The organism is Bacillus sp. NH11B (assembly GCF_001884205.1).
Lineage (GTDB): Bacteria > Bacillota > Bacilli > Bacillales > Bacillaceae_G > Bacillus_A > Bacillus_A proteolyticus.
The window spans coordinates 1-224 of sequence record NZ_MAOG01000086.1; the positions used below are offsets into that span (position 1 = coordinate 1).

The following is a 224-nucleotide window of genomic DNA, read 5'->3' on the forward strand; positions in this document are numbered from 1 at the left end:
CCATCTTAATTGTTCGACATACATAAACTGTTACTTCACTACCTATCGAATGTATGTTTGTTGTATAATAGACACATATCGAAATGGAGGTGAAATGAATGATGATTAATAAAGCATATAAATTTCGTATCTATCCAAATAAAGCACAAGCAACCCTAATCAATAAAACGATTGGCTGTTCTCGTTTTGTATTCAATCATTTCCTATCTCTATGGGATAATGCA

The 224-nt window shown here is 31.7% G+C and carries 1 protein-coding gene; it reads left to right on the top strand.

The features are described from left to right. Positions 1-98: 98 nt before the first annotated feature. Positions 99-224 (top strand): helix-turn-helix domain-containing protein (locus BAU27_RS12250; RefSeq protein ID WP_153020471.1); only part of this gene is annotated, 126 nt, incomplete at its 3' end.